The organism is Lonepinella sp. MS14436 (assembly GCF_042470565.1).
Taxonomy (GTDB): domain Bacteria; phylum Pseudomonadota; class Gammaproteobacteria; order Enterobacterales; family Pasteurellaceae; genus Lonepinella.
On record NZ_CP170385.1, the window covers coordinates 179,470 to 202,737 of the forward strand.

Below are 23,268 nucleotides of genomic sequence, written 5' to 3' on the forward strand. Positions count from 1 at the left end.
TTAAAGAATATGTTTAAATTCAGCCAATACATCTTTTGGCCATACGCTTGATTGTACTTCGCCAATATGATGTTTTTGTAATAACAACATCACTAAACGAGATTGACCAATACCACCACCGATAGATAACGGCATACGACCATTAATTAAATCTTGGTGCCAATCAAATTTTAAACGATCTTCATCATTAGTAATGGCTAACTGTTTACGCAATGCAGTTTCATCAACTCGAATCCCCATTGAAGAAAGCTCAAAAGCACGTTCCAATACTGGGTTCCAGACTAGAATATCACCGTTTAAACCTTTGTATTCACCCTCAGAAACCGTTGTCCAGTCATCATAATCTGGCGCACGACCATCATGTGGTTTACCATCTGACAACACGCCACCGATACCAATTAAGAACACCGCTCCATATTTTTTACAAATCTCGTTTTCACGTTCTTTATCGGTCATATTTGGATATTCTTTCACTAAATCTTCGGAATGAACAAAAGTAATTTCTTTTGGTAGGAAAGATTTCAAACCAAATTTCTCATCTACTGCTTTTTCCGTTTCTAAAATGGCTGCATAAATAGAACGAACCGTTTCTTTTAAGAAAGCTAAGTTACGGCGACCTGCTGGAATGACTTTTTCCCAATCCCATTGATCAACATAAACTGAGTGAGTTTGATCTAAACTATCTTCATCTGGGCGTAATGCTTTCATGTGTACAAACAACCCTTCACCTTCTGCAAAGCCAAAACGAGCTAAAGTATGACGTTTCCATTTGGCAAGGGAATGAACGACTTCAAAAGATACCCCGTCTATCATTTTTACATTTACTTGAACTGCTTTTTCTTTACCTGATAAATTATCTTGAATACCATTACCCACTTGGCTTAATATTGGACCTTGAACTTCAACCAAACCTAAATGTTCAGCTAATTTTTCAGTAAATGTGTTCTTAGCAAAGCTAATTTCTTGTTGCTGTAAAATAAATGATTTTTTCATTGTTTAAATACCTTTTTTATTATGTGAATGCGTTTTTCGCATCTTGCGTAACGCTTGTTGCATATTATTTAATATTACAAGTATAATTTTCAATACTTTTTATTAAATTTTCGATATAATACAGAAAATATTCAAATTAACAATTATAATTTTAGATAAAATCTAATACGGAGCCGCTATGCAAACCATCGATAACTTAGATCAACAAATTTTGCGTGTTTTAACTAAAGATGCACGTACACCTTATGCCGAAATGGCAAAAAAATTCGGGGTCAGCCCTGGCACAATTCATGTTCGCGTAGAAAAAATGCGACAGTCTGGTATTATTGAGGGAACCAAAGTACGTATTAATGAACGTAAATTAGGTTATGACGTATGCTGTTTTATTGGCATTATCCTAAAATCAGCCAAAGATTACGATAAAGTCATTCGTAAACTCGAGAGTTTTGATGAAGTCGTGGAAGCCTATTACACCACGGGGAATTATTCCATTTTCATCAAAGTAATGACCCATACGATCGCAGAATTACACTCTGTGCTTGCGACTAAGATCCAATTAATTGATGAGATCCAGTCCACAGAAACCTTAATTTCAATGCAAAATCCTATTTTGCGTGATATTAGACCGTAACCGATTGATAAAAATAAAAAAGTGCGGTGTAAAATACCGCACTATTATCTCTTTTAGCTATTCACTTGCCTTTTTCAAAATCGCATACATTTCATCTTTTAAGCGTAATTTTTCTTTTTTAAGTTCCTCTACTTCTGTGGGAGTGGCAAGTTCAATATTACTCTCAATATTTTTGACACGTTGGTCCAACGCATTGTGTTCATCAAACAAACGTGCAAAGTGAGCATCTTCAGTTTTTAGCTTAGTAATTAAATCACGAAATTCTGGAAACATAGTTTTCTCCTAATATAGTTTGTAATGAATAACTTCATTGTAATCTAAAATAAATCAAAAAAATGTGAAGTCAGTCACATATTTAATAATGTGGTGGCAGAGTTTCTTCCGCCTGAGTTGCCAAATTTGACGGTTGCATATCTTTTAGTTTATTGGCTAAATAACGTAATTGGGTTTGCATTTTATCCATGGTAAATTGTTGCTCAACTAGAGCTTGATTTAATTCTTCTAACAAATTGTCTTGAAAAGTCAATTTCAATTCTAATTCTTCAATACGCTTTTCTATACTTTGCATAATTCATCTCTTAATCTTTATTAGCGAATGTCAAGATTTGACAAAACGCTCCAAGCACTATAATCTAACGTTGTTATTTTAACCTATAAAGGATAGCAAAATGCTAAAAATCAAAAAAATTTCCACCCTTGCATTATTAATTGGTGCAGCCGTGGCAACAACAGCTTGTAATGAAGAAACAAAATCAACTCCAGCAAAAACCTCACCAGCAACGCAAACCGAAGTAACTAATAGTGATTTAAAAGATAATTCTTATGCGGTAGGCGTATTATTTGGTACCGATCTAAAAGGTGTGATTGAAGCCCAAAAAGAACTTATTACCTATGATCAAGACAAATTATTGGTTGGTTTAAAAGATGCATTAAATGGTAAAATCGATTTAAATAATCCAGAATTAGGTAATACATTAAAAGCACTGGATGAAACCTTAAAAGTACAAGCCCAAAAGAAAGCAGATGAACAAGCTCAACAGGCACTGCAAGAAGGTGCAAAATTTGTGGCTGAATTTAAGAAAAAAGATAATGTAAAAGAAACCCAATCTGGCTTGATCTATCATATTGAGAAAGCTGGTGACGGCGTTGCGATCAAACCAGAAGATACCATTAAAGTACATTACACAGGTAAATTACCAAACGGTACCGTATTTGATAGCTCAGTAGAACGTGGCGAACCTGTTGAATTTGTCTTAAATCAATTAATTCCAGGTTGGATTGAAGGTTTACAATTAATCAAAAAAGGCGGAAAAATTGAATTAGTCATTCCACCAGCATTAGCTTATGGCGAGCAAGCCATGGGGCAAATTCCAGCTAATTCAACACTTTATTTTGAACTTGAAGTGCTAGATGTAAAACCAACTAAGCCTGCAAAATAAATAAAATTCACACCGCACTTTTTATCTGGATTGGATTAAAAGTGCGGTTATTTATTTGAGAAAAACCAATGCTAAGTGAAAAACACCCTTTTACCGATGAAGATCGGACGATTTTGACTTCCTATAAAGCAGTAGTGGAAGGTGTGAGTGCATTAATCGGAAGTCACTGTGAAATTGTTTTACATTCATTAGAAGATTTTGAACATTCTGCAATTTATATTGCGAATGGACATAATACTAATCGTCAGGTCGGTTCACCACTGACCGATCGTGCCTTGCAATCGTTGCATAACATGAAAAACGAAAGCGTTTCTAAACCTTATTTTACCCAAACGAAAAGTGGCAGTTTAATGAAATCGGTGACTATCGCAATTCGTAATAGCAAGCAACGAATTATCGGTTTATTGTGTATTAACATTAATTTAGATGTCCCCGTTTCACAACTCCTACAAACTCTCATACCAGTGCTTGAATACGATGAAACATCAACGGTAAACTTTGCTAGTTCGGTTGAAGACTTAGTTATCCAAACGGTAGAAAAAACCATTGAGGAAGTCAATGCAGATCGGTTAGTTGCCAATAATAATAAAAACCGTCAAATCGTGGTTTCACTATACGAAAAAGGCATTTTTGATATTAAAGATGCTATCAACCTTGTGGCTGAACGCCTTGATATTTCTCGCCATACGGTGTATCTCTACATTCGACAAGTCAAACAAGATCAAGAGGACTAATATGCGTTATGTTCTTGCGATAAAAAGCCCTGTTTATGGATCACAAGGGGCGTTTTTTGCCTATCAATTCGCCAACGCTTTGTTGCAAAAAGGACATCAAATTAACCAGATTTTCTTTTTCCAACAGGGTGTTAGTAATGGTAATAACTGTGTTTCACCAGCTAACGATGAATTTAATCTACAAAAAGTATGGCAACAATTAAGTCAGCAATATCAAGTACCATTGCATCTATGTATTGCAGCCAGTCAACGCCGTGGCATCGTGGATCACTCCACAGCGAGTAAACCCAAACAACAAAATCTGGCTGAACACTTTATCCTAGCAGGATTAGGTGAATTTAGTCGAGCCATGTTAGAAGCAGACCGAGTAATCACTTTATGATTAAATTAGCTTTTGTTTTCAAAACTGCCCCATACAGCAATGCCGCCAGCCGAGAAGGATTAGATGCCTTGCTTGCAGCGACCGCTTTTTGTGATGAAAATGAAATTGCGGTGTTCTTTATAGATGATGGCGTTTTTAACCTATTAGCCGCTCAACAACCTGAATTAATCCTACAAAAAGATTTTATCAGCACCTTTAAATTACTTGATTTATACGACATTGAACAGCGGTTTATATGCCAAGCATCCTTACAGCAATATGCTTTAGAAAACGCTGAATTTATTATAAATTGTGAAAAAATTGACCGCACTTCGCTGATTGTAAAGCTCAAAACTGCGGTGCAAATTTTAACGTTTTAGGAAATATCATGCTTTACACCCTTGCCAGCACGCAATATAGCCCAACAGAATTACAACGCTATTTCGCAGAAATCAACGAACAAGATGCTCTGGTTTTATGGGGCGATGCGGTACTATTAATTGTCAAGCAAGCAGATCTATTACAACAACTGCATACGCCTTGCTATGTCATGGCAGATGATCTGACGGCTCGTCATTTACAACATCACCCCAACATCACACACTTAAAAGATAAAATCCAACTGATTACGCTGGATAAATTAGTCGAACTGACAGAACAATATTATCCCCAGTTTGCACTCTGATTAACATTCATTTTTTACATCAAACTGATGTTTACACCGCCGATTCGCACACACAAAAGTGAGGTGCGTTTCGCTGGATTTTTTTAAACTCGCAACATTTGTACCGCAGTTTGGACAACTGACCTGATAAGGTTGACTGGCTAAGGTAAATTTACAATGGGGAAATTGATTACAAGCATAAAACGTCTTACCTTGTCGCCCACGCCGAGCAACTAATTCACCTTTGCCACATTCAGGACAAACAAAAGATTGTTCATGCTCATCTTGTTTTTCTTGCACAATAAAATGACAATCAGGATAACCACTACAGCCAATAAAAATACCGAAACTACCTTGTTTCACTTGCAAAGGACAACCACACTCGGGGCAAATTTCAGTTAATTGTTTTAAGATTTTATGTTCAGATTGAGCCTGCAAAGGTTTCAAATAATCACAGTCTGGATAAGCCGAACAGCCTAAAAACAGCCCTTTTTTACCCTGCCGAATATGCAACGGCGAACCACATTGAGGGCAGATTTCTGGTTGTTTGCGGTGTGGGAAAAAAGAGCCTGTCATGATTATTCCTGTTAAAAAAATATTATGCTGATTTTACGCATTTTCGTTTATACTAGCCACTGTTTTAAGAAGGATTATGCCATGCAAGAATTATTACAACATCCCTATTTTTTAACCGCACTTGGGGTCGGAGCGGGTCTGTTGGTTTTATGTTTAATCTTATTATTTGTACTCTCACGGCGGAATCGTGATGTAGTGGAATTACAGCAGGATTTAAATAAAAATATTAATGATTATAATCAATTAGTGGATAAATTTGATAACCTAAGTGCGGTGAAAAGTCAGCAAGATTTAGCTGTTATGCAGTTGCAAACCAAAGAAGAATATTTAAATGTGGAAATTGCTGAACGAGATCGCATTATCACTAAACGCACAACAGAATTAGACAAAACTCGTGAAATTTTAACCGCACTTCAACAAGAAGTGGCTCGATCCAAAATTACTTTAGCTGAAAAAGAAAAAAGTTTAGCGGAGCAACAACAGACCTTTCAGCAAAGCCGTCAGCAATTAAGTGTCGAATTTCAAAATTTGGCAAACCGTATCTTAGAAGAGAAATCCCTATCTTTTAGCCAATCCAATCAACAGGCATTAGATAGCTTATTAAAACCGTTCCGTGAGCAAATTGAGAGCTTTCAAAAACGGGTGAATGAGGTACATTCTGAAAGTGTAAAAGGGAATACTCTGTTAGAATCAGAACTAAAGAAAGTGCTTGAAATTGGGCTTTCCATGTCACAACAAGCGAATAATCTTACTTCTGCTTTAAAAGGAGAAAAGAAAACCTTAGGCAACTGGGGGGAAATTCAGTTAGAACGGACGTTACAATTAGCTGGCTTGGTGAATGGTGATCATTACTCTGCTCAAGCCCATTTTAAAGATGAACAAGGCAACCATAATTACCCTGATTTTGTGGTGCATTTGCCAGATAACAAACATTTAATCATTGATAGCAAAATGTCCTTAGTCGCCTATGAAAATGCGGTGAATGCAGAAGATGAACTACAACGCAGTCAATTTATGCGTGAACATATTAAGGCGATTCGCAACCATATCAATGACTTATCCCAAAAAGATTACAGCAATTTAATCGGTATGCGTAGTCCGAATTTTGTGTTGATGTTTTTTGCGGTTGAACCTGCTTATATTGAAGCCATGAAAGCGGATGTGGAATTATTTAATTTTGCTTATCAGAAAAATGTAATTTTGGTGTCACATACCACCTTAATGCCAATTTTACGCACCGTGGCGAATTTATGGCGAGTGGAACGGGGCAATGCAGAAGCCAAAGAAATCAGTGAAAAAGCAGGGGATATTTATAATCAAATTTGCTTATTAGCGGAACGTTTGGCAAGATTAGGTGGAACATTAGCCACAGCAAGTTCCCGCTATAATGACACCGTGACGGCTTTAGTTGGGCAACAAGGTTTAGTGGGTAAAGTGGAACGCTTTAAGGATTTATCTGCCAAAGTTACTAAAACTTTACCGAACGTAGAATTATTACATCAAGATATAGAAACAGAAAAATTATTGATTTTAAAGGAAAATACAGATGACACAAATAATTGATATTAGCCCTCAACAAGCATGGGAAATGTTGCAAACACAAACTTGTGCCTTATTAGATGTGCGTGATTGGCAACGTTACAGCCACAGCCATATTCCCGAGGCATTTCATTTAACGAATCAAAGTTATGGCGATTTCCAAAATGAATATGATTACGATGAACCCGTGATTTTAGTTTGTTATCACGGCGTGAGTAGTCGCAGTGTCGCCACCTATTTAATCGAGCAAGGCTATGAACAGGTTTATAGTATTATTGGTGGCTTTGAAGCATGGGAAAAAGCAGGATTGCCGATTGAACAGGGGTTTAGTTAAACCCCACAATCACTACATAGCCAACAACACACCAAAAAATCACCGCACTTGCGATTAATGCTTTTTTCGCCAAATTGGGATGACGTTGGTTTAGCTTAAATAAAATCCGTGCCATAATGGCTAATACAAAGGGATAAAGCCACATGGAAAATGAAATAAAAGTGCGGTTGAAATAATCTAACTCTGGATTATTAAAAATAGCAGGTGAAAGCAGTAAGGATAATGGCCAAAACAACATTGGCAAGCAAAATCCAGCTAATAACCAACTAAAACCACTAAACCCGTCTGGCAAACTTTTGTTTTCCATTTTTACCCCCATATATTAAGTTATGCTAAAAAATAAAAGGAATATAACAAATGCTGTCAAGTTTTAGAAGTCATTCAGCAAAATTTACTTTATTTATCACCGCACTTTGCGTGATTTTATACATCATTGGTAATACTATTGATCTGGAAACTGAGGTTTTATTGAATACCATACACTTTCCAGCAGATCAATTTGAGCAACAAGATTATTGGCGTTATTTAAGCCATACCTTAATCCATTTATCCATTACTCATATTGGTTTCAATCTAGCGTGGTGGTGGCTGTTTGGTGCTGCGATTGAAAAAAGATTTGGCTCGTTCACTTTGATTTTGCTTTATTTAGTATCAGGTATCGGCTCTGGTTTGGTGCAAAATTGGGCAACGGGTCCTTGGTTTTTCGGACTATCAGGTGTGGTTTATGCAGTCATGGGTTTTGTCTTTTGTGTGGATAAATTTAGTCCCAATACGCAATTTGATTTACCCGAAGGCTTTTTCACCATGTTAATCGTTGGGATTGCGTTTGGCTTTATCAGCCCATTAATTGGCGTTCAAATGGGAAATGCAGCACATATTTCTGGCTTAATTATTGGGTTAATCTTTGGCTTTTTACGAGCAAAAATTGGGTAGTAGCATAAGATAGTGGCATAAATAGTGCGGTGTTTTTCACCGCACTATTGCCTTTATCTGTCTAGTTGCACTGGCAAAAACAAGCTCAATGGTCGCTTACGAATAATCTCACACAGGCATCGACAAATTTCACACCAACTGTCAATTTCCGCATTTAACGCCCTTAATGCCACTCTTAATGCCAGCGTAAAACTCACCACTAAATTCACCACACCAATGAGCAAAACAAAACCGATACACTGCAAAATAATCGCCCAACTGAGATGACCACTTACCGCCACATAACCTAGATTAGCCGATGAAAATGCCACATGGCGAATATCTAATGGCAGACCTAGCCAATAACCAACCAATCCTGTTAAACCAAGCAACATACCAAAACAGAAGTTTCCCATTAAGGAACCATAATTATCATGTAAATAATGAGCGAATTTAATGCGGCATTTTTCTGGCATGATGTATTTCAGTAGTGGATGATGCGGTAATCGCATTCTGAGATTGAGATAGTTACTACGATTATCAAAATAACCTGAAATAATCCCTGAACAGAATAACCACACACCTGCAATAGCAGCAAACCATAACGTTCCTTTGGTTGGATCAATGGAATGGAGTTGGTAATCAATCGCAGCAGAATCCAGTAATGGCAATCCTGTTTTTTCTGTATAAAGATACGCAATTAACCCACTCAATCCCATCGCAAAAGCCACATTCCCTAACACCGCAATGGTTTGTGAACGCAATACATCAATCAATAATTGAGCTAATTTCATGTTCACCGCTCGTCCTTGTGGATTACGCTCTACCGCTTCGGCAAAACGGGCGGCGGTCATGGCGGGCTGTTTAGTGGCGACCGTAAAATGCAACATAAAAATCAGCATAAAGCCTAAACCATAATTCAGCCCGTATGCGAGGCTTTTCCACGTTTTATCATCAATAATATCGCCAAGATGAATTTTAAATAATGCCATTAAAGCAATTAAAATCCCTCCGCCAGCCGCAGAATAGAACATCGCAAAATATTCTTTTTTGGTGCGAGTAACGTAATGTTCACCATGATCACTGGTATTTTGTGCAATGGTGCGAGATAACATGCCAGCACTCTGTTTCCAAAGGACGCAGATATTATGTTGATCAGTGGCTGCACTCGCAAAAATTTCCGTGGCTTGCAGCACGCTTAGTAGGGATAATGTTCGCTCACTAAATAACTTTTTAAGCATCACCAAACGCTCAAGGGTTTGATTTAAACGTTCTAATAAATGAGCGACCGCTAACGAAGAACCTGCCACAGCACCACGTTTGTAAAAACGATCAATTTGTTTTCGACATTGCGATATCATGACTTGTAAATGGCTATCATCATAATCTTCACCCTGTTGTTGGGCGGTTAACCACAATGCTACTTCTTTTTGTAACGCCACAAAAGGCGAATGGGCATCTAATAATGCTGGATCTAACCGCATTAATTCAGGATCCAAATCTTCCGCTGCCAACCAAATCGCTAACATTTCAATGGCAGAATAACCCTCGTGATAGAGATGTTGCTGTAACCAATTTTGATCTTGTTGCTCGGTATATTGTTCCAATGTCGCAAATAGATTCACCCACATTTTTGCTGAAATTGCTTTAAGCCACACCATATCTTTACGGTTATGAAATAACATAAAGAACACATCACGCAAATCTTTGCTATCTTTAAAGGCAGGATTAAGTTTTTCATATAAGCGTTGTTTCATTTCCTTGCCAAAACCGTCACGGCTTAAAATACCACTACTAATCAGCAAAGGATATAAACGCATTTGACAGAGCCAACGGCATAATAACGTAGTGATACGTTTGGCTAATTCAGGATGCTGTTTTAATAAATTGGTAAATAACGCAATGCGTTCATTGGCTTGAAATTGCCCGCCCTCACGTAAATATTGACAAAATAACTGGAGCAAAACAAAAGGATCGGTTTGTTGCTCAATATCGGCTAATAATTGATCCAGTCGTTGTTGAATAAATGGTATAGTCATAAACTCTTTTTTCGTTGTGTTATCTTAATTATGATATATTCTGAGCCTAAAAGTTCAACCCATAAAAAAGTGCGGTGAAAAAAGTTTGATTTTTTTCACCGCACTTCAGGTCTCTATTTAGCCATTAGCCTTCGCAACTTGAGCAGCTTAATAGGTTGCGATTAAACACCTGTGCTGCACTCATGCTATATTGATAATAAATGGATTTTAAGCCTAACTCTTCGGCGGTTAAGTATAACTGGTTCAAATCACGTGCTGGTGTGGATGGGTGAACCATGATGTTAATACTTTGTCCTTGGTCAATATATTTTTGACGTTGTGCCGCTTGTTGAATCACGCTTAACTGACTGATTTCAGAGAACGTTTTAAACACGTCTTTTTCTTCATCGGTCAACTGGGATAAATGTTGCACAGAACCATCATGCAATAAAATGCTATCCCAGATTTCGTCTTTGTCTAAGCCTTTTTCTTGTAATAATTTTTCCAAGAATGGGTTTTTATAAACGGTTTTGATTTTGGCTAAATCTTTTACATAATAATTGGATTTAAACGGCTCAACAGACGGTGAAACACTGCCTAAAATAAAGCTACTGGATTTGGTTGGAGCAATACTCATCAAGGTAGTATTACGGCGACCATAGCCTTGTAATAATTCTGGTTCACCAAAACGCTGGGCTAATTCTTTTGATGCGTTTAAGGTTTTCTCTTTTAAGGTGCGGAACACTTCATTATTTTTTTGCATCGCATCAAAGCTATCAAAAGCAATATTGTTGGCTTGTAAATAACTGTGCCAACCTAACACGCCTAAGCCTAATGCACGGTGTCTGCGGGCGAATTTATTAGCTCTTTCCAAAAATGGAATATGCTGGCTTTTTTCGATAAATTCGCTCATGACCACATCTAAGAAATAGGTTAATACTTCAGGGGCATCGGTATCTTTCCATTCATCAAAATAAAGCAAGTTCATTGATGATAAACAGCACACAAAACTTTCGTCTGCACAAGCAGGTAGCATAATTTCGGTACAAAGATTTGAGGCGTGTACCACCATGTTTTTATCTTTATACACATCTGGACGACCGACATTCGCATTATCTTTAAAGAACAAATACGGAATACCCGTTTCGGTTTTACGTTGTAATAATTTTGCCCAAAGTTGACGTTTATAAGGATCACCTGCTTTCATGCTTTCTAACCATTCGTGACCGATACAAACACCATAATACATTAACTGAATCGGATTACCCTCGGTGTGAATATCCAACCATTCATCAATATCACCATGTTCAATATCAATATAACCAGCAAATTGTCCTTTACGTGAGGTGCCTTGTGAGATCACGTCAATCACGGTGTCAAACAGTTTGGTAAAGTTAAATGAACCATCTGATTTACCATTATTTTTAATGCTAGTTCCACGTGGACGAATATCGCCAAAATAGGCTGATGTACCACCACCAATTTTGCTCATCATACCTACTTCGGCAGTCGTCACCATAATTTCGTGAATGGAGTCGCCAATATAGCTACCGAAACAGGAAATCGGCAAGCCACGATCTAAACCAAAGTTTGACCAAATTGGTGAAGAAAGAGAAAAATAACCACGTGCCATATAGTGATAAAATTTATCCGCATAGCCCTCGATACCAAGTTTATGTTCGGCATGTTCAGCGATAAAGCGAATACGATCTAATGCGGATGTTCCTTCAAGCAAGTAACCACGTTGCAAGAACAAACGGCTATCTTCGTTTAACCAAGCGAAGTCTGGACGGTTTGGATTAGAATAAGTCATCGGCGGTAATCTGTTTCATTTTTTTACTGTAATCAGTGCTACGTTTATAGAAGAAATCATTTTCTTTAGTAGAAAGGATTTCAATATCGAACCACTGGGTTTCTTTTAATAATTCAGGATCAATGTTATGTGGAGCTGGCAAGCCTAAAATAGTCAATGAATTGTTGTAGCGGCTTTTAATGTAATTTAACACTGTTTCTTTGGTGATAAAACTTAAATCACCACCTTCAAAAATCCAATCTACGATACCACATTCTGCCTCAAAGGCTTGATCGGAAAGAGTTTTTAAGTCTGTGAAAAATTCATCGGTAAATAAATCTGCATGTTCATCACGTAGAATCTCATACAACGCAATACCAAATTTACCATGAATTTCTTCTTCTTTTGAAGTAGCTTCTACCGCATTAGAAATCCCTTTAAACAGGTTTTTATGCTTATTAAAGGACATCATAACCAAGAATTGACCAAATAAAGATATATGTTCTACAAATAACGAGAACAACACCAAAGACAACACAAATTCACCCTTGCCAGCATCTTTTTCTTTCATAAAACTTTCCATATAACGAATACGCTTCATTAATGGCTCAATATCCTGAATTTGAGCAAACATATCGTTCAAACCCAATTTTTCTAACAAGAAAGAATAGGCATCTTTATGGCGTACTTCTGATTCTGCAAAGGTTCCCCCCACATCGTCCATTTCTGGTTTTGGGAAATAACGATATAGCTCACCCCAGAAACGTTTTACATTCACTTCCACTTGCGAAATGGCTAACATCGCACGCGTCAAGACTTGGCGTTCGTGATCGTTAATCGTGGTGCGGTAATCTTGAATATCACCCGTGAAATTAAATTCGGTATGCAACCAATAAGAATGACGAATAGCATCTTTGAATTCAAGCAATTCGGGGTATTCGTAAGGTTTAATATTCAAGCGTTTTTCAAAAAGATTTCTGGACATAATGGGTTCACCTACCTGTGAAAGAAATGAAAATGTGGGGGTTATTTTAGACAAAAAAAATCAGATAACAAGACTTGACAAATGGCAAATTTAACCTCTTTTTAATAGGATTTTGATTTATAAAGGAAAAAATTTTTAAATTTTTTTATTAGCATATATATGGTTTTTTGTAGTTAGCAAACACAATATGTTGTGTTTATGCCCAAACCCCGTATGCGAGTACGGGGGACTGATCGCCCTGCACTTGCGTACAGGGCTAGGCACATAACGATGCTCCGTATCTTAATCTAACCAAGCCCCAGCGGAGCGTGATTTGCTTAACCCCGTACGTGAGTACGGGGGATATGAGTACGAGGGATATATGATTATTTCGCCGAAACCTGTTTTAAAAACGTTTGTCTTGGACTGGTTAAGCCTAATTTTTCGGCTTCATTGACCAAATTCATCGCTTTATTAATATCATTGGCTTTTAGTGCTTTGCTTACCGCCTGATTGAAATACGCTTCAGTATCTTTATCAACGGCTGTCGTAACCACCTGTTTATTCCCTTGGCTCGCTTTGGCGACAGTCGTTGTCGTTGTTGCAGTGGTTGCCGTTGTACCAACAGCTGTACTGGTCGTTTTTTTACTGGTTGGCAGAATATCGGATAATCCAATAAATCTTGTACCTGAGCCATTGCTCACATTCACTGCTACTTCACCATGGCGGCTATGTTTAACCACAATATCATCAATCGCTGGTGGTTGGGTGCCTGTGGCTTTGGCATAGGCTTTCGCAGGGTGTGGCACCGTAGTCGTTGTGCTTAAATCTTGTGCTGTGGTATAAATTAACAAATAAATATAATCCTGATTTGCCGTTGGGGTTAAGTCTAACTCTGCGGTAAAGCGATTAGGTTGCATACCTCGTTCTTCTTTAAATTGGAAGTGCGAAGAATCATATTGTGCCGCAAGATTAAAATTGCTGTCTAAAATCACCGCACTTGGAATAAAAACATTGTTATCAGCAACTGGGCTGGTAATTTCAATGCTTAATGAACCTTGATTAGCAGGAATACGATAAGCGGCTACAGGACTTTCTGTACCAGCAAAAGACGTGGTAAAGGCTTGCTTTTGTTGTTCGGATAATTCAGTGGTTAAGGTTTTAGAAAAGGTAATATCTTGCCATGGCAAATTTGCCATAGTTTGCGGATTAATATGAACCGTTTGAGCAGAAACAGGCAAGGCAAAACAGGCGAAAAGTGCGGTGAGAAATAAAGATTTTTTCATATTAACCTCTTTACAATATGAATAACAAAGGGAAAGGCTATCCGTTTAGGATCATCAATAAACGGATAGCCAAGTTTTAGCTTAGAATTACCACCAAGCTTCGAATTGTACACCCATGACAAATTCACCGTCTTTGGCTTTATAGCCAGAATCAGTACGGTTACTTTGGTTAAATTTATCATTCCAGTGTGCATAAGTACCAAACACACGAATAGCTGGTCTTGCCCAAATGCTATCACCTGCTTGCCATTGTTGTGCAAGAGTAACTTTGGTTAAATCATTTTTCTTGCCTGTGGCTTGATCTTTAATGCGGTCATAACCTAATTCCACTAAGGTACTCATAGTTTTAGTCCATTTATACATTGGGCGAATACCAGCAGAATACCATGTTTTACCTTGTTTGTTATCTAAATCGGTTTTTTCATAGATTAAGGCATACATAGTTTCAATTTTATCACTGAATTGTACAACACCTTGGTCAATTAAACGCACTATACTACCGCGTTGATTCAACGAACCTTTTGCATGACCATTCCATGATGTCATAGAGTCTTTAGCATATTGTGCTGTAAATTTATTATAACCACCGAAGAAGTTACCTTGAGTATATTCAAAGGTAAACATGTGACCATTTTTGGTTGCATCATCATTCGTATAATGTGCATTATCTTTTTTATGTGCATTGGCATAATCAAAACCGAATTCGAAAGAAGCATCTTTCCAAGGTTTGACTTCCGCTAAACGAATATCGAAAATGTCGTTGTAAACATCTTGTTTTTGACTACGATCACTGACCCATGCTTTTTTGGCATGGTCGTAGTAGTAAGTAAACGCACCACCAGCTTCTGTATCACGAGTGACTGCTAAAGATAATTTACCGAAGCCCAAATTGATATTTTCGACCCCTGCACCTGGACCAGAAATATCCCAGTAGTAGAAGTCATTCATGTGGACATCATGGCGTTGGTAGAAACGTTTACCTGCCCATAATGTTGCTTCTGGCAATACTCCTTCAGCAAAATTTTTAAATTGAACATTCAATTCACGCAACGCTGGGCTAGTTTCTGTCCAGTCATTATTGTTTAATGTACCGCCGTAAGCCAAGTTGGTATCAAAATAAATAGATTGATTACCATCTTTGAACAATTCTTGACCTAATTTCAATTCAGCATAAGTATCAGATTCATTACCTAAACGATATTTTGAACCACCTCCATTGACCTGAAATGCTGTTTGTTCACCACCACCTGATGTCCAACCGATACCAGAACGGGCATAACCATGGAAATCAACGGCAAAAGCCTGAGATGAAAAAATAGCACCTGTTACAGCTAAAGCAAGCAGAGTTTTTTTACTATTCATAATATTGGCCTCTTAATTAATAATGATTAATTTATATAATGCAATGGGTTTAACCTATTGCTATTTTTAATGATATTCATACCTAAATATCAAAAATGGGTTAATATCACGGTTGAAAAATTCTAAGCTATTTTTCACCGCACTTTTGAGAGCATTTACACCCCAATTTCCTTAAACAACCGTTGGCAAGCTGTGCCGTCTTCTTTAAATAAATGACAACGTTCTGGCACAATACCAATATCAATAGTTTCACCCTCATTGACTAACATAATGTCATTTTGGCGATAAACTAAGGTCGGCTGTTTAATTTCTGGAATCTCTAAATGCACTTGTGTTTCATTACCGAGCAATTCCACCACTTGCACATTACCCCGTAAAGTTACCTGTGCTTTATTAGATGGAACTAAATGTTCAGGGCGAATACCGAGTGATAAACTTTCCCCTACTTTTACCCCAACACCAGAAACGGGAATCCAAAAACAATGGTGATTGGCATCGGGTAATTCAATCTGAACTCGCTCTTTTTCCACCGCAGTTACTCGTACGGGGAGAAAATTCATTTTCGGCGAACCAATAAAGCCAGCCACAAAGCGATTGGCTGGATAATGATATAATTCCAATGGTTTACCTACTTGTGCAATACCACCTGCTTTTAACACCACGATTTTATCCGCCAAGGTCATGGCTTCAATTTGGTCATGGGTCACATAAATCATGGTACGGTTTAAGCGTTTATGTAATTTTGAAAGCTCTACTCGCATTTGCACTCGCAATGCAGCATCAAGGTTGGAAAGGGGTTCGTCTAATAAAAATACATCGGGTTGGGAAACTAACGTACGACCGATTGCTACCCGTTGACGTTGTCCGCCTGATAAGGCTTTTGGTTTGCGATCGAGTAAATGGGCTAATTGTAAAATTTCTGCCACTTGATTGACTTTCTGCATTCTATCGGCTTTACTGACACCCGCTAATTTCAAACCAAAACACATATTTTCAGCCACATCAAGATGAGGGTACAACGCATAGGATTGGAATACCATACCGATGCCACGTTTAGACGGTTCGACATCATTCATACGTTTTTCACCAATATACAAATCACCTGATGTAATATCTTCTAATCCAGCAATCATGCGTAATAAAGTCGATTTTCCACAACCAGACGGTCCGACAAAAACCACAAATTCACCCTCTTGGATCTCTAAATTAATATCTTTGGATATATGAACATCACCGTAAGATTTGCATACGTTGCGTAATGACACATTAGACATAGATACCTCTCATATATAATTTCAGCTTGATTTCGCTATACCCTTGGATTTGGTCAATATAGTGAATGCTTTTATAAAAAAGCAAATCATCCCATAACGAATTTTTTTGGTATGAGTTATTATTAGTTGCTTTTTTGCAAAAAAAAATATCTACCTTGTTTTTTTTACTAATTTTGTGATCTAGTTCTCGTTTTTGATAAAAATTTTTATGATCTCAGTCATATTTCTGTTTAAATTATGGAGTAGATCACACTTTTGGAGTGGGGGGCGTAGAGTGGGGAATGATGAATCATTAATGAAATATCGTCATTCTTAACCGCAGTAAAAACAGGATTTCATTGCGTTAAAAACGAGATATTGTGAATAATGAAATGAATACTCAATTTAATATACCTTTATATTTTAGGAGAAAACTATGAAAAATCAACTGATTAAATTTGCTTTAACTGCAGCGGCAGGTTTAGTGTTATCAACTTCTGTAGTGGCAAAAATGACCGAAGGTAAATTAGTCATTTGGATTAACGGCGATAAAGGCTATAACGGTCTAGCTGAAGTGGGTAAGAAATTTGAAAAAGATACTGGAGTGTCTGTACTGGTTGAACATCCAGACAAATTAGAAGAAAAATTCTCACAAGTAGCTTCTACAGGTGATGGTCCAGATATTATTTTCTGGGCACATGACCGTTTCGGTGGCTATGCACAATCTGGTCTATTAGCAGAAATTCACCCAAGCAAAGAATTTAAAGATAAATTTGTGGATTTTGCATGGAATGCTGAAAGCTATAACGGTAAAATTGTGGGTTATCCAGTAGCGATCGAATCTTTATCATTAATTTATAACAAAGACATTGTGAAAGAAGCCCCTAAATCTTGGGAAGATATTGTCGCATTAGATAAAAAACTTAAAGCGGAAGGCAAAAACGCGATTATGTGGAATTTATCTGAGCCATATTTCACTTGGCCAGTTGTCGCATCAAACGGTGGTTACGCCTTTAAATTTAGCAACGGTAAATATGATGCCAATGACATCGGGGTCAATAACGCTGGTTCACAAAAAGCCTTACAATTCGTGGTGGATATGGTGAAAAATAAAGTGATTAATGCTGATATGGATTACTCCATCGCTGAAGCCGCATTCAATAAAGGACAAGCTGCCTTAACCATTAACGGACCTTGGGCGTGGGGTAATATTGAACAAAGCAAAATCAATTATGGCGTAACTGTGTTGCCAACCTTAAATGGTCAACCCTCTAAAGCGTTCGTAGGTGTGTTAAGTGCTGGGGTCAACTCTGCCAGTCCAAATAAAGATTTAGCCACTGAATTCTTAGAAAATTATCTGTTAACCGATGACGGATTAAGTGCGGTGAATAAAGATAAACCTTTAGGTGCGGTGGCATTAAAATCTTATCAAGCAGAATTAGCAAAAGATCCGCGTATTGCCGCAACCATGGAAAATGCTCAAAAAGGGGAAATTATGCCAAATATTCCACAAATGAGTGCTTTCTGGTATGCAGAACGGAGTGCAATTATTAATGCAGTCAATCAACGCCAAAGCGTAAAAGAAGCATTAGATGACGCACATAGCCGTATTCAAAAACAACAATAATTTATCCTCACCCGACCCTCTCCCATTGGGAGAGGGAATTTAATTGGTTATTTCAATATAGCAAAGTTTTTTTAAATTAAGGTGTTCCTATGCAACAAATAACTCATGCTCAATCTAGTTTTAAATGGCTGAAAATGCTCTTAGTCGGCATCGTTTTACTGATTGATTTCTATCTTGTAGTGCTGATGTATTTGCAAGGTGAATATTTGTTTGCCATGTTGACACTGGTCATTCTCACCTCAGGTATATATATTTTTAGTAGTCAAAAAGTCTATGCGTGGCGGTATGTTTACCCCGGTATTATGGGCATGGCGATTTTTATTTTATTCCCATTAATTGCCACTATTGCGATTGCCTTTACTAATTACAGTGGCACCAACCAACTTGCCTTTGAGCGAGCTCTAACGGTATTACAAGACCAACGTTATTTTGCTGGCGACAAATATGATTTTAAACTCTATCCGCAAGAGAATAATCAATGGAAACTGAGCCTAGAAAATAAAAATACGGGGCAGTTTTTTGTTTCCGATAATATTCAATTTAGCGACCACAATATTGCCGTACAGGAACAAGAACAAGCACCCACTGGCGAAGTCGCACCGCTTAGAATAATTACCCAAAATCGCACCGCACTTCAACAAATGGTGGTGAACCTCCCCACAGGCAATGAAGTGACCATGAGTTCGTTACGTCAATTCTCGGAACAAAAAGCCCGTTATAGCTATGATGATAGCTTGCAAGATTTACGTAACAACGAAACAGGCAAAGTTTATCGCCCTAATTATGATACAGGATTCTTTCAGGAAATTGATGATCAAGGCAACTGGTTAAGCGAAACCTTAGAACCGGGTTTTACCGTAACCATCGGGTTTGCGAATTTTTTGAAGATTTTTACCGATGCGGGCATTCAAAAACCGTTCGTACAAATCTTTATTTGGACAGTGGTATTCTCCGCATTAACCGTGGTGTTTACCGTGATTTTAGGTACGGTGTTAGCTTGCCTAGTACAATGGGAACCGTTGAAAGGCAAGGGAATCTACCGCTTACTGCTTATTTTACCTTACGCCGTACCTTCTTTTATTTCTATTCTGGTGTTCAAAGGATTATTTAACCAAAGTTTCGGTGAAATCAATCTGATTTTAAATCACTTGTTTGGCATTAGTCCGCAATGGTTTAATGATCCATTACTCGCCAAATCGATGATTTTAATTGTCAATACATGGTTGGGTTATCCTTATATGATGATTTTAGCCATGGGATTGCTCAAAGCCATTCCGCAAGACTTATACGAAGCCTCTGCGATGGATGGTGCATCAACTTGGCAAAATTTTAGCAAAATCACCTTTCCATTATTGTTAAAACCATTAACCCCGTTAATGATTGCGTCTTTTGCCTTTAATTTTAACAATTTCGTGTTAATTCAATTATTAACCAACGGTCGTCCAGATATGATCGGCACCACGACACCTGCAGGTTATACCGATTTATTGGTGAGTTACACCTATCGTATCGCCTTTGAGGGCAGTGGCTCACAAGACTTTGGTTTAGCGGCGGCGATTGCCACCATCATCTTCTTATTAGTAGGCGGTTTAGCCATGCTTAACTTAAAAGCCACTAAATTTAAATTGGACTAGGGGGAAATAATTATGGCAATGGTACAACCTAAATCAATTCGTTACCGTTTATTGGGTACACATTTAATTTTAATCCTGTTTATCGCTTTAATTATGTTCCCGTTATTAATGGTGATCGGCATTTCTTTACGCCCTGGGAATTTGGCGATTGGGGATTTGATCCCGAAAGAAATTTCGTGGGATCACTGGAAATTAGCCCTTGGTTTTGATGTGGTCAATCCTGATGGTTCGATTACGCCACCACCATTCCCCGTATTATTATGGCTATGGAATTCGATTAAAGTCGCTTTTATCACATCAGTGGGGATCGTTACGCTCTCTACCACCTGTGCATACGCTTTTGCTCGCATGAAATTCAAAGGCAAAAAGACGATTTTACAAGCGATGTTAATTTTCCAAATGTTCCCTGCGGTGCTTTCCTTAGTGGCGTTATATGCCTTATTTGACCGCTTAGGGCAATATGTACCATTTTTAGGATTAAATACCCATGCTGGCGTAATCTTCGCTTATCTCGGCGGTATCGCCCTACATGTTTGGACTATTAAAGGCTATTTTGAAACCATTGACGGCTCATTGGAAGAAGCCGCCGCACTAGACGGAGCAACGCCATGGCAGGCATTCCGTCTAATTTTATTACCCCTTTCCGTCCCAATCTTAGCGGTGGTATTTATTCTTTCCTTTATCGCTGCGATTACTGAAGTGCCAGTGGCTTCATTGTTATTGCGTGATGTGAATAGCTATACCTTGGCGGTGGGTATGCAACAATATCTGTATGCACAAAATTATCTATGGGGTGATTTCGCCGCCGCAGCGGTATTATCCGCCATTCCAATTACCGTGGTATTTTTACTCGCACAACGCTGGTTAGTGGGTGGTTTAACGGCAGGTGGGGTGAAAGGTTAATATCCTGTACACGATAGCCCCGCACTGGCGTACGGGGTTACGCATATTACGCCACGCTGTGGCTGGTACGTGGGGAAGTAAGATTAGATGCGGAGCATCGTTATTTGCTTAGCCCTGTACGCCAGTGCAGGGATTTACAATGGGGAATAACCAATGAAAAATAAAAATTTATTATGGCTCGCCTTACTTGCCTCACCAACCTTAGCGGTAACAATCCAACATCCCCATTTTCAAAAATTCACTGAAAATACACCGCACTTATGGGTGGCTCAAGCCGAGCTTGCAAAAGGCAATTATCCGTTAAAATTTGAATGGGATAATCAATGTTTTATGCCACAAAATGTAGGAAGTGCGGTGAAATTAAACCAAGAAATTTCATTGGTGGCTTGTTCTGGTGACGCATTGCCGTTACGCGTATTCAAAACAGGCAATTATACTGCTCAAATTGATTTACGTAGTGGCACGCCAACATTACGTTTAAGCCTTGAACAACCCAAAGAAAGCATGGAAACTCTCGCCAAAACCTGTCCTGCGTGGCAAGGGGAGAACGTTGAAATTGATGTATCGAGAACCTTTGCTGACGGCGAAACTGTACGAGATCTTTATTCAGGGCAAACCGCTGTGGTCAAAAATGGCAAAATTAGTATTCAGCCTGATAAAAATGCCAATGGATTGTTATTACTAGAAAAAAGTGCGGTGCAAAATTCGGCTGTTTTTGATTGGAAAAATGCCACAGTGTATTTTGTGCTGACCGATCGTTTTTATAACGGCGATCCAAGCAATGACAACAGCTACGGCAGACAAAAAGACGGTCTGCAGGAAATTGCCACTTTTCATGGCGGAGATCTGAAAGGCTTAACAGAAAAATTGGATTATCTGCAACAGCTCGGTATTAACGCACTCTGGATTAGTTCACCACTAGAACAAATGCACGGCTGGGTGGGTGGCGGTGAAAAAGGTGATTTTCCTCACTACGCCTATCATGGCTATTATCATCAAGACTGGACCAAAGTCGATGCGAATATGGGAACGGAAGCCGATCTTAAAAACCTGATTGAACAAGCTCATCAGCGGGGAATTCGCGTATTATTTGATGTGGTGATGAATCACACGGGTTACGCCACGCTTGCTGATATGCAGCAATTTGGTTTTGGTAGCCTGTATTTAAAAGACACGGAAATTCAACAAACCCTTGGCGAAAATTGGACAAATTGGCGACCAAAAGCAGGGCAAAATTGGCATAGTTTTAATGACTATATTAATTTCTCCGATAAAACCGCTTGGGCGAAATGGTGGGGCAAAGATTGGGTGAGAACCGATATTGGCGATTATGATAGCCCGAAATATGATGATCTCAGAATGTCGTTGGCTTCGCTGCCTGATCTCAAAACCGAAAGCGAAAGTGCGGTGCAGTTACCCAATTTTTATCAACAAAAAACCGATACGCAAGCTCAATTTATGCCGAATACCAAAGTACGAGATTATTTAATTCATTGGCTTTCCGATTGGGTGGTGAAATATGGCGTGGACGGTTTCCGTGTTGATACCGCAAAACATGTGGAAAAATCCACTTGGTTACAGCTCAAACAATCTACTCAACAAGCCTTAACTCAATGGCAAAAAGCCCACCCAAAAGCGAGTTTTAACCAACCTTTCTTCATGGTAGGCGAGGCTTGGGGACATGGTGTGTTTAAAAGTGATTATTATGCTAATGGCTTTGATGCCATGATTAATTTTGACTTTCAAGATCAAGCCAAAAACAGCCTTGATTGCTTTGCCAATATTGCACCGATTTATACTGAAATGAATAATAAGCTGAAAGATTTTAATGTATTGAGTTATTTATCATCACACGATACCCGTTTATTTTTCCATTCAGACAGTAGCGAAAATATTGATAAACAAAAAACCGCCGCCAATTTATTATTACTCGCCCCAGGTAGCGTACAAATTTATTATGGTGACGAAAGCGGACGAGAATTTGGGGCAACAGGTTCCGATCCAATGCAAGGTACCCGATCAGATATGAACTGGCAAGATCTCAAGGAAAATGTAGCCAAACAGCAACTTATGCAACATTGGCAAAAACTCGCTCAATTTCGTCAACAACACCCAGCGATTGGGGCTGGCATACAAACTGCGGTGCAAAATGATAAATATTTTGCTTTTAGTCGAGAACATGGCAGCGACAAAGTTATGGTGGTTTGGTTAGGGCAATAGACAGATTTTGGTTAAGTAAGTAACTA

General features: G+C 38.4%; 24 protein-coding genes. 13 read left to right on the top strand and 11 right to left on the bottom strand.

Annotation, left to right across the window (positions count from 1 at the left end; all coding sequences use genetic code 11):
• The gene (gene asnA, locus O1Q81_RS00910; protein WP_386688998.1) at positions 1 to 993 is read right to left on the bottom strand and encodes an aspartate--ammonia ligase; all 993 of its coding nucleotides are present in this window, start codon (positions 991 to 993) and stop codon (positions 1 to 3) included.
• 178 nt (positions 994 to 1,171) lie between these two features.
• Here asnA and asnC point away from each other — a divergent pair, with 178 nt between their 5' ends.
• Positions 1,172 to 1,624: a transcriptional regulator AsnC gene (gene asnC, locus O1Q81_RS00915; RefSeq protein WP_386688996.1), complete on the top strand. Its 453-nt coding sequence runs from the start codon at positions 1,172 to 1,174 to the stop codon at positions 1,622 to 1,624.
• Between the two features lie 57 nt (positions 1,625 to 1,681).
• Here the strand turns inward: asnC and O1Q81_RS00920 are convergent, their stop codons facing one another.
• Entirely contained in the window at positions 1,682 to 1,897 is a 216-nt protein-coding gene (locus tag O1Q81_RS00920; protein ID WP_386688994.1) for a YdcH family protein, read from the bottom strand.
• A gap of 82 nt (positions 1,898 to 1,979) precedes the next feature.
• Positions 1,980 to 2,192, bottom strand: a complete 213-nt coding sequence (locus O1Q81_RS00925) for a SlyX family protein (RefSeq protein ID WP_386688992.1) — start codon at positions 2,190 to 2,192, stop codon at positions 1,980 to 1,982.
• A gap of 100 nt (positions 2,193 to 2,292) precedes the next feature.
• Between O1Q81_RS00925 and fkpA the strand changes: the two genes are divergently transcribed.
• From fkpA to O1Q81_RS00950, 5 genes are all read left to right on the top strand, one after another.
• Complete coding sequence (gene fkpA, locus O1Q81_RS00930; RefSeq protein WP_386697743.1) at positions 2,293 to 3,063, top strand: FKBP-type peptidyl-prolyl cis-trans isomerase; 771 nt, start codon at positions 2,293 to 2,295, stop codon at positions 3,061 to 3,063.
• Positions 3,064 to 3,131: 68 nt separating this feature from the next.
• Complete coding sequence (locus O1Q81_RS00935) at positions 3,132 to 3,797, top strand: transcriptional regulator (protein ID WP_386688988.1); 666 nt, start codon at positions 3,132 to 3,134, stop codon at positions 3,795 to 3,797.
• Between the two features lies 1 nt (position 3,798).
• Positions 3,799 to 4,179, top strand: a complete 381-nt coding sequence (gene tusD / locus O1Q81_RS00940; protein WP_386697745.1) for a sulfurtransferase complex subunit TusD — start codon at positions 3,799 to 3,801, stop codon at positions 4,177 to 4,179.
• A complete protein-coding gene (gene tusC / locus O1Q81_RS00945; protein WP_386698593.1) occupies positions 4,179 to 4,538 on the top strand; it encodes a sulfurtransferase complex subunit TusC in 360 nt (119 codons plus the stop codon). The genes tusD and tusC overlap by 1 nt, the downstream gene beginning before the upstream one ends.
• An 8-nt stretch (positions 4,539 to 4,546) precedes the next feature.
• Entirely contained in the window at positions 4,547 to 4,843 is a 297-nt protein-coding gene (locus tag O1Q81_RS00950) for a DsrH/TusB family sulfur relay protein (protein ID WP_386697747.1), read from the top strand.
• Here O1Q81_RS00950 and O1Q81_RS00955 read toward each other — a convergent pair whose 3' ends face one another.
• A complete protein-coding gene (locus O1Q81_RS00955) occupies positions 4,844 to 5,398 on the bottom strand; it encodes a topoisomerase DNA-binding C4 zinc finger domain-containing protein (protein WP_386697748.1) in 555 nt (184 codons plus the stop codon). It abuts the gene before it with no gap.
• 81 nt (positions 5,399 to 5,479) lie between these two features.
• Here O1Q81_RS00955 and O1Q81_RS00960 point away from each other — a divergent pair, with 81 nt between their 5' ends.
• Together O1Q81_RS00960 and glpE are read left to right on the top strand one after the other, a co-directional pair.
• Positions 5,480 to 6,961, top strand: a complete 1,482-nt coding sequence (locus tag O1Q81_RS00960) for a DNA recombination protein RmuC (RefSeq protein ID WP_386697750.1) — start codon at positions 5,480 to 5,482, stop codon at positions 6,959 to 6,961.
• Positions 6,945 to 7,271, top strand: a complete 327-nt coding sequence (gene glpE, locus O1Q81_RS00965; protein WP_132299874.1) for a thiosulfate sulfurtransferase GlpE — start codon at positions 6,945 to 6,947, stop codon at positions 7,269 to 7,271. Before O1Q81_RS00960 ends, glpE begins: the two co-directional genes overlap by 17 nt.
• Here the strand turns inward: glpE and O1Q81_RS00970 are convergent.
• Positions 7,264 to 7,578, bottom strand: coding sequence for a DUF5389 family protein (locus O1Q81_RS00970; RefSeq protein WP_386688977.1), 315 nt, complete (start codon positions 7,576 to 7,578; stop codon positions 7,264 to 7,266). The genes glpE and O1Q81_RS00970 overlap by 8 nt on opposite strands.
• Before the next feature lie 53 nt (positions 7,579 to 7,631).
• On the opposite strand from O1Q81_RS00970, the gene O1Q81_RS00975 reads away from it, so the two are divergent.
• On the top strand, positions 7,632 to 8,204 hold the full coding sequence (locus O1Q81_RS00975; RefSeq protein ID WP_386698595.1) for a rhomboid family intramembrane serine protease: 573 nt from the start codon (positions 7,632 to 7,634) through the stop codon (positions 8,202 to 8,204).
• 53 nt (positions 8,205 to 8,257) lie between these two features.
• On the opposite strand, the gene O1Q81_RS00980 is transcribed toward O1Q81_RS00975, so the two are convergent.
• The 6 genes from O1Q81_RS00980 to malK all read right to left on the bottom strand — a co-directional run bounded on the left by O1Q81_RS00980 (position 8,258) and on the right by malK (position 16,879).
• Entirely contained in the window at positions 8,258 to 10,222 is a 1,965-nt protein-coding gene (locus O1Q81_RS00980) for a site-specific recombinase (RefSeq protein ID WP_386697752.1), read from the bottom strand.
• Between the two features lie 124 nt (positions 10,223 to 10,346).
• Entirely contained in the window at positions 10,347 to 12,014 is a 1,668-nt protein-coding gene (locus tag O1Q81_RS00985) for a ribonucleoside-diphosphate reductase subunit alpha (protein WP_386688957.1), read from the bottom strand.
• Entirely contained in the window at positions 12,001 to 12,978 is a 978-nt protein-coding gene (locus O1Q81_RS00990) for a ribonucleotide-diphosphate reductase subunit beta (protein ID WP_386697753.1), read from the bottom strand. The genes O1Q81_RS00985 and O1Q81_RS00990 overlap by 14 nt, the downstream gene beginning before the upstream one ends.
• A gap of 365 nt (positions 12,979 to 13,343) precedes the next feature.
• Complete coding sequence (malM, locus tag O1Q81_RS00995; RefSeq protein WP_386697755.1) at positions 13,344 to 14,243, bottom strand: maltose operon protein MalM; 900 nt, start codon at positions 14,241 to 14,243, stop codon at positions 13,344 to 13,346.
• A gap of 87 nt (positions 14,244 to 14,330) precedes the next feature.
• Positions 14,331 to 15,605, bottom strand: a complete 1,275-nt coding sequence (locus tag O1Q81_RS01000; protein ID WP_386697757.1) for a maltoporin — start codon at positions 15,603 to 15,605, stop codon at positions 14,331 to 14,333.
• Between the two features lie 155 nt (positions 15,606 to 15,760).
• Positions 15,761 to 16,879: a maltose/maltodextrin ABC transporter ATP-binding protein MalK gene (gene malK, locus O1Q81_RS01005; protein ID WP_386688949.1), complete on the bottom strand. Its 1,119-nt coding sequence runs from the start codon at positions 16,877 to 16,879 to the stop codon at positions 15,761 to 15,763.
• 415 nt (positions 16,880 to 17,294) lie between these two features.
• On the opposite strand from malK, the gene malE reads away from it, so the two are divergent.
• From malE to O1Q81_RS01025, 4 genes are all read left to right on the top strand, one after another.
• Positions 17,295 to 18,485 carry a maltose/maltodextrin ABC transporter substrate-binding protein MalE gene (malE, locus tag O1Q81_RS01010; protein ID WP_386697759.1) on the top strand — a complete coding sequence of 397 codons (1,191 nt, stop codon included), beginning with the start codon at positions 17,295 to 17,297 and terminating at the stop codon, positions 18,483 to 18,485.
• 89 nt (positions 18,486 to 18,574) lie between these two features.
• Positions 18,575 to 20,119 (top strand): maltose ABC transporter permease MalF, encoded by a 1,545-nt coding sequence (gene malF, locus O1Q81_RS01015; protein WP_386697761.1) that lies wholly within the window; start codon positions 18,575 to 18,577, stop codon positions 20,117 to 20,119.
• Positions 20,120 to 20,131: 12 nt separating this feature from the next.
• Positions 20,132 to 21,022: a maltose ABC transporter permease MalG gene (gene malG, locus O1Q81_RS01020; protein ID WP_194965391.1), complete on the top strand. Its 891-nt coding sequence runs from the start codon at positions 20,132 to 20,134 to the stop codon at positions 21,020 to 21,022.
• Positions 21,023 to 21,175: 153 nt separating this feature from the next.
• Entirely contained in the window at positions 21,176 to 23,242 is a 2,067-nt protein-coding gene (locus O1Q81_RS01025) for an alpha-amylase (protein ID WP_386697763.1), read from the top strand.
• Positions 23,243 to 23,268 lie beyond the last annotated feature (26 nt).